General features: G+C 61.3%; 8 protein-coding genes. 1 reads left to right on the top strand and 7 read right to left on the bottom strand.

Translation table 11 applies throughout. The features are described 5' to 3' along the window. Positions 1-188: 188 nt before the first annotated feature. The gene (locus H0V34_08095) at positions 189-584 is read right to left on the bottom strand and encodes a hypothetical protein (GenBank protein ID MBA2491650.1); all 396 of its coding nucleotides are present in this window, start codon (positions 582-584) and stop codon (positions 189-191) included. A gap of 267 nt (positions 585-851) precedes the next feature. After that, positions 852-1,289 (bottom strand): YbaN family protein, encoded by a 438-nt coding sequence (locus H0V34_08090; GenBank protein ID MBA2491649.1) that lies wholly within the window; start codon positions 1,287-1,289, stop codon positions 852-854. Between the two features lie 110 nt (positions 1,290-1,399). Here H0V34_08090 and H0V34_08085 point away from each other — a divergent pair, with 110 nt between their 5' ends. Further along, on the top strand, positions 1,400-2,188 hold the full coding sequence (locus tag H0V34_08085) for a hypothetical protein (GenBank protein ID MBA2491648.1): 789 nt from the start codon (positions 1,400-1,402) through the stop codon (positions 2,186-2,188). Between the two features lie 27 nt (positions 2,189-2,215). On the opposite strand, the gene H0V34_08080 is transcribed toward H0V34_08085, so the two are convergent. Genes H0V34_08080 through hypE form a run of 5 tightly spaced genes read right to left on the bottom strand, consistent with a single transcriptional unit; the run spans position 2,216 to position 5,758 of the window. After that, entirely contained in the window at positions 2,216-2,911 is a 696-nt protein-coding gene (locus H0V34_08080) for an urease accessory protein (GenBank protein ID MBA2491647.1), read from the bottom strand. After that, positions 2,908-3,831, bottom strand: a complete 924-nt coding sequence (gene hypB / locus H0V34_08075; protein MBA2491646.1) for a hydrogenase nickel incorporation protein HypB — start codon at positions 3,829-3,831, stop codon at positions 2,908-2,910. The genes H0V34_08080 and hypB overlap by 4 nt, the downstream gene beginning before the upstream one ends. Beyond that, positions 3,831-4,160 carry a hydrogenase maturation nickel metallochaperone HypA gene (locus H0V34_08070; GenBank protein MBA2491645.1) on the bottom strand — a complete coding sequence of 110 codons (330 nt, stop codon included), beginning with the start codon at positions 4,158-4,160 and terminating at the stop codon, positions 3,831-3,833. The genes hypB and H0V34_08070 overlap by 1 nt, the downstream gene beginning before the upstream one ends. Beyond that, positions 4,153-4,704, bottom strand: coding sequence for a hypothetical protein (locus tag H0V34_08065; protein ID MBA2491644.1), 552 nt, complete (start codon positions 4,702-4,704; stop codon positions 4,153-4,155). The genes H0V34_08070 and H0V34_08065 overlap by 8 nt, the downstream gene beginning before the upstream one ends. Before the next feature lie 7 nt (positions 4,705-4,711). Then, positions 4,712-5,758 (bottom strand): hydrogenase expression/formation protein HypE, encoded by a 1,047-nt coding sequence (hypE, locus tag H0V34_08060; protein MBA2491643.1) that lies wholly within the window; start codon positions 5,756-5,758, stop codon positions 4,712-4,714. Positions 5,759-5,796: the final 38 nt, after the last annotated feature.

The following is a 5,796-nucleotide window of genomic DNA, read 5'->3' as shown; positions in this document are numbered from 1 at the left end:
TGCATATGGTTCTGACCGAACCGGGCGCGATTCGCGGCAATCACTATCACACTCGGGGCACCGAAGTCCTGGCGGGCGCCGGGCCGCTGTTAATCCGCCTGCGCGACGGCGACGCGCGCATGGAACTTTCATGCTCGCAACCCATGTGTCAGTCAAAACGCAGGCGGAAGTAAAACACTTTGCTTACTTCACGCGCGCTCTCTAAATGCCGAGACGGTGTCTTCCGTGCTGTCTCGGGAGATGTACATGAAACCCACTGGCAAGGCGGCAGCGTGATTCATCGACTGCTTAAGGCCTGTGTGCGTCATGCGTTCAACTGGATCGGGCGCGGTATCGATTACCAGCATCACCGGCGCAAAATTCGTCTTCCTGGCATTTGCCTCCTCCACATGCGCCGCAAGCTTTTCGATATCGCGCATGATTTCGCCGGACCTCAGCCAGCTTTGAGCACGCTCGGACGCCTGGATCTCGATCGCGAGAAGCAAAGCCTTGAGTGTCGATTTACTGCTTCTGCGTCGCCAGTCGCCAGCGATATCGGGCGAAAACAGGACGCCCGGAATTGGCTCAGCCCCGATAAAGCTCATGTCTACGCGTCATGTATCGTTTGAATAACTCAGAAACCGGATCATCTACCATCATTTTTACGTTCATGCCAACCCGACTAAGTGGCACGTCGGCATGTGCTCGCAAGCAATTGTAGACCATTGCCTGATAATGAAGCTCCGAACTCAATACGCTCCGGCATTGGTCAACGATGAACGGCCATGCGAATAGTAATTTCCGGCGAGCTTCTTCGGAGGTTTTCATCATCGGCTTACCCGGCGCGTTTCAATGTCCGAGATTCACCATGCCTACTTCCGATCGAAGTCCAGTTCATCGGAAACGCGCGCCGTATGGGGCAGGCTATCCTGCGTTCCGGGAACTAACGTCCTGATGCGCAGCAGGTGAACGGTAACGCCAACGGCGACCGCGAGCAGCATCAGCTTGCCCCACCAGACGGGCACGATGTACACGATCGTCCAGCCCATGGTGGTCCACATCATTAACAGTACCACGACCTTGTCGCGCAGCCGCATCCCGCGGCCCCCCTGATAGTTTTTTATATACTCGCCGAACCAGCGGTTGGTGAGCAGCCAGTGATAAAAGCGCTCGGAACTGCGCGCGTAGCACCAAGCCGCGAGCAACAGGAATGGCGTGGTGGGCAGGCCGGGCACGAAGATGCCGATAAACCCCAGCGCCACGAAGAGCGTGCCGATTGAAACCAGAGCGGCTTTGATGACCGTGTTCACAAGGCATCTACACTACACCAGACCGGCTTTAGTCGCGATGGCGTTTGCGCCTGCCCCGAAGCACCGCCATGCGCGACAACCGGCATGGCCGCGGATAAGATTTAGCACGCATGAAGATTTTTTCTTACCGGAGTCTGCGCATCCTCGTGCTGCTGATGATCCTGGCGGCGGCCGCGATCTATACGCAGGAGCAACGCCTGGTTTCGCGCGGCTGGTACACGCCGCTGCACGTAACGATCTATCCCATCAACGCCGATGGGGACGCGGCCACGGCGGATTACATCGCGGCTTTGAGCACGGATGATTTTGCCGACATCGACGCATTCATGGCGCGCGAGAGCGAACGCTACGACATCATCACCTCCACGCCGACGACCACGCGGCCGGGCGCGGAAGTCGAGGCCATACCGCCCGCGCCGCCGGCGTCCGATGCGAACGTGGTCAACGTCATGCTGTGGAGCCTGCGGCTGCGGCTGTGGGCGCTATGGAGCACATCGGACGACGATCATGGCGCGAACGGAGTGCGGATGTTCGTGCTCTATCACGCGCCGAAAACAGGTCAGCGGCTGGCGCACTCGCTGGGCCTGGAGAAGGGTCTGCTGGGCGTGGTGCATGCGTTCGCGGCGCCCGCGCAAACGGATCAGAACAACATCGTCATCGCGCACGAGCTGCTGCATATGATCGGCGCGACCGACAAGTACGCGCCCGGCGGGGCGCCACTTTATCCGCACGGTTATGCTGAGCCTGATCGCAAGCCGCAATACCCGCAGACGCGCGCCGAGATCATGGCTGTGCGGATTCCGCACGCGCCGAACGTATCCCAAATGGCAGCGAGCCTGCGCTTTACAGTGGTCGGGGAACAGACCGCTCGCGAGATTAACTGGTCGGCGACAGACTGAGGGTCGATCGAACGAAACGAACCCTGATCAGGACGCGACCTGATACATCAACATGCCGCCCAGCATGACCGTCGCCACGCCGATCACACCCTGCACTCCATTGTGCAGACGAGTGAGCCCATGCGCCGAGTAGCGCAAAGGCACGGCGATCACTACGGACAGCGCCGCCATGCCGGCGATCGAACCGACGCCAAACAAGGCGATATACGTAATGCCGACGGCCGGCGAGCTTACCGTCTCCAGGGTGAGCAGAATCAGCGCGGCCGAACCCGCCATGCCGTCCATCAAGCCGACAAACAGGGCGCGAAACGGAAAGCCCCGCGCGTGCTCGTGGTTGTGGTGCGCGGGATCGTGGTCTGCCTCAGGATCATGCGCGTGGGCATGGAAATGTTCCGCGCCATCGGCGTGACGATGCGTGTGAAAGTGGATGCGCGCCTTCAACATCCGGCGCAGCACGTCGAAGCCTAGCCCGACCAGCATCACGCCGACGGCAAATTCCAGCGCCTGCGCCGCACGCTCGGGAACCACCGCGTTCAGCAGTAAAACGATCGAGCCGACCGCCAGCAAAGTGAGCGTATGGCCCAGGCCCCAGATCGCGCCTTGCCTCACCGCATCGGCGATCGAACGGCTGCGGGTCGCCAGGGTGGCCACGGCCGCCACGTGGTCGGCCTCGACCGCGTGGCGCATGCCGATGAGAAAGCCGAGCAGCAGCACGCCGGTCATGGCGTCGTTTCCGTGAAGCTATCGGTCTGAACCTGCCGCTTGAGCCAGTCGTACCAGCTCGTAAGCCCCTCGCCCGTGGTGGCGGAGAGCTGCAACACCTCGATGTCCGGATTGATCCTCCGCGCGTAGTCGATACAGCGCTCAACGTCAAAGCTGATGTGCGGCAGCAGGTCGACCTTGTTGAGGATCATTAAGCGCGACGCCCGGAACATATGCGGATACTTCGCGGGCTTGTCGTCGCCTTCGGTCACCGACAGGATCACGACCTTGGCGCGCTCACCCAGGTCGAACAGCGCGGGGCAAACGAGATTGCCGACGTTTTCGATCATCACCACCGAATTCAGCGGCGGCGCGAGTTCGCGTAACCCGCGCGCCAGCATGTCTGCGTCCAGATGACAGCCGGCGCCGGTGTTGATCTGCACCACCTTGCAGCCGGTGCCGCCGATGCGCTCGGCATCGTTGAGGGTCGCCTGGTCGCCCTCGATCACGCTGATTACCGGCTCACCATGCAGGTCGCGAATCGTGCGTTCCAGCAAGCTGGTCTTGCCGGCGCCGGGGGAGCTGACTAGATTCAGCGCAAGAATGTTGCGGCCGTCGAACCAGCCGCGATTGCGTTCCGCAAGCTGACTGTTCCTGGCCAGCACCTCCTGCTCCAGCGCGATCAATGTGCCGTGCTGATGCGAGTGGACGTGAGCATGCTCGTGCTTGTGTTGGACGTGATGACGATCGTGACTGTGCCCATGATCTGCGTGATCGTGATGGTGCACCACATGAGAATGCCCGTGATCGTGTTCATGGTCGTGGTCGTGGTCGTGGTCTGACGCATGATGCGCGTGGCGGTGCGCGGGTCTGGTGTGGCCATCGCCCAGCGCGGTCACCGTGACAGCATCATGATCGGAACAACCACAGGTCGCGCACATCAGATCACCTCCATCGACTTGATTTTCAGTTCTTCTCCGGCGATGCATTGCAGACCAATTGCGCCGCACGCGCAGCTCGCCAGCCAATGGTCCATCGCCTGCTCGCGCCCGCAGTCCCGGCAGCGGCCACGCCCCGGCACGGCAATGATCTCCAGCGCCGCGCCTTCGGCCGCCGTGCCCTGCGCGCAGATATCGAAACAGAAACGAATCGCGTCCGGCAGGATCGCGGAGAGTTTACCGATCTCCACGGTCACACGCTGGATGCGCGCGTCGGCCGCGCGTGCGGCGACCGCCTCGACGATGCTTTGCGTGATGCCCAGTTCATGCATGACCGGTCACGTCCACATCCAAGGAATCGACCTTGAAGGGGTCCTCCAGCCGCACGTGCCACAGCCGATCCGACAGCTCGCGCTTGAAGTCATCGAAACGCTGACGATCTTCCGGGCTTTCTCGTGGCGTATTAACCCGGTCGAGTAGGTCAAAAAACGCATCGGGCACAAAGCCCCTGCGCAGACGCACCCGCACGGTCTCGCGCTCGTCGCTCACCCGCCACTCGAAGCGCATGTTTCGGCTGCATCGAATCTCGTCGCGCGAACAGGCCAGCCGGAATCGTCCGCGGCTGACGCAACGCGTGACGTACTCGATCGCGTCGCGCACACCGGGACCGGGATGGGCGCTGGTTATACGCAGATGTTCGCGGTCCCAGAGCTTTTCCCTGGAAAGCACCTTGCCCGCCACCTGCAGTGCGCGAAAACCGACGCTTAAGCCCCACCACGAATCGCCCTGGTGAAAGTCAAGCAATCCCGCATAGGTGAGATGCCTGACCTTGCTGCGGTCAGCGATCGCAAGGCGTTTTCCGATCGCAACGTGCATACGCGTTTCAACAGATTCTGGGCAGTTGCTCGCCCACCAGCATGTCCACGATGCGCTCGCCGCCGAACAGGGTCGCCATCGTCACCACACCTTCCGGCGCGGCGTTGACATCGCCGATGATGGCGGCCTCAAAGCCAGCCGGATGGGTGCGCATGGCTTCAAGCGCCGTCTGGGCATGCGCGCGAGGCACTATCGCGACCAGCTTGCCTTCGTTAGCCATGTACAAAGGATCGAGTCCTAAGATTTCGCACACGCCTTTGACTTCTTCGCGGATAGGCAACGCCTGTTCTTCAATGCGCATGCTCACCGAAGCGGCCTGCGCGAATTCGTTGAGCACGGTCGCCACACCGCCGCGCGTGGCGTCTCGAAGACAATGCACTTGCGGGCACGCGGCCAATAGATGATCGATCAGGCCGTTCAAAGGTTGGCAATCGCTTTCGATGGAAGTCTCCAGCGCCAGATCGCCGCGCGCGTTGAGGATCGCCGCGCCGTGATCGCCGATCAGACCGTTGACGAGTATCACGTCGCCGGGTTGCGCGTTGTTTGCGCCGATCTCGACTTGTTTCGGAATGACGCCGATGCCCGCCGTGTTGATAAACAACTTGTCCGCCTTGCCACGCGGCACGACCTTGGTGTCACCGGTGACGATGGTCACACCGGCAGCCAGCGCGGCATCGCGCATTGAGTGCACGACCTTGCGCAGAACATCCACGTCCAGCCCTTCTTCGAGAATCATCGCGCAACTCAGAAACAACGGCTTCGCGCCGCTGACCGCGAGATCGTTGACCGTGCCGTTGACCGCCAATGTACCGATGTCGCCGCCGGGGAAGAACAGCGGATCGACCACATATGAATCGGTCGTAAAAGCGAGGCGATCGCCGTGCGCCAGCAATTCGGCCAACGAAAACCGCGCCTGATCCTCAAGCATAGCCAGCGACGGATTATCGAAGCTCCCGACGAACACGTCGTCGATGAGATCGCGCATCGCCTTGCCGCCGCTGCCATGTGACAAGGTAATACGTTGATCGCGCACTTTCCCGCCCCGCCGGCGAATGCCGGTGGGTCGATCTTTTTCAAATGGCGCTGGTGTGC

This window comes from Gammaproteobacteria bacterium (assembly GCA_013696315.1).
In the GTDB taxonomy this organism is placed as follows: domain Bacteria; phylum Pseudomonadota; class Gammaproteobacteria; order JACCYU01; family JACCYU01; genus JACCYU01.
This window is presented reverse-complemented; position numbering and strand designations above follow the sequence as displayed.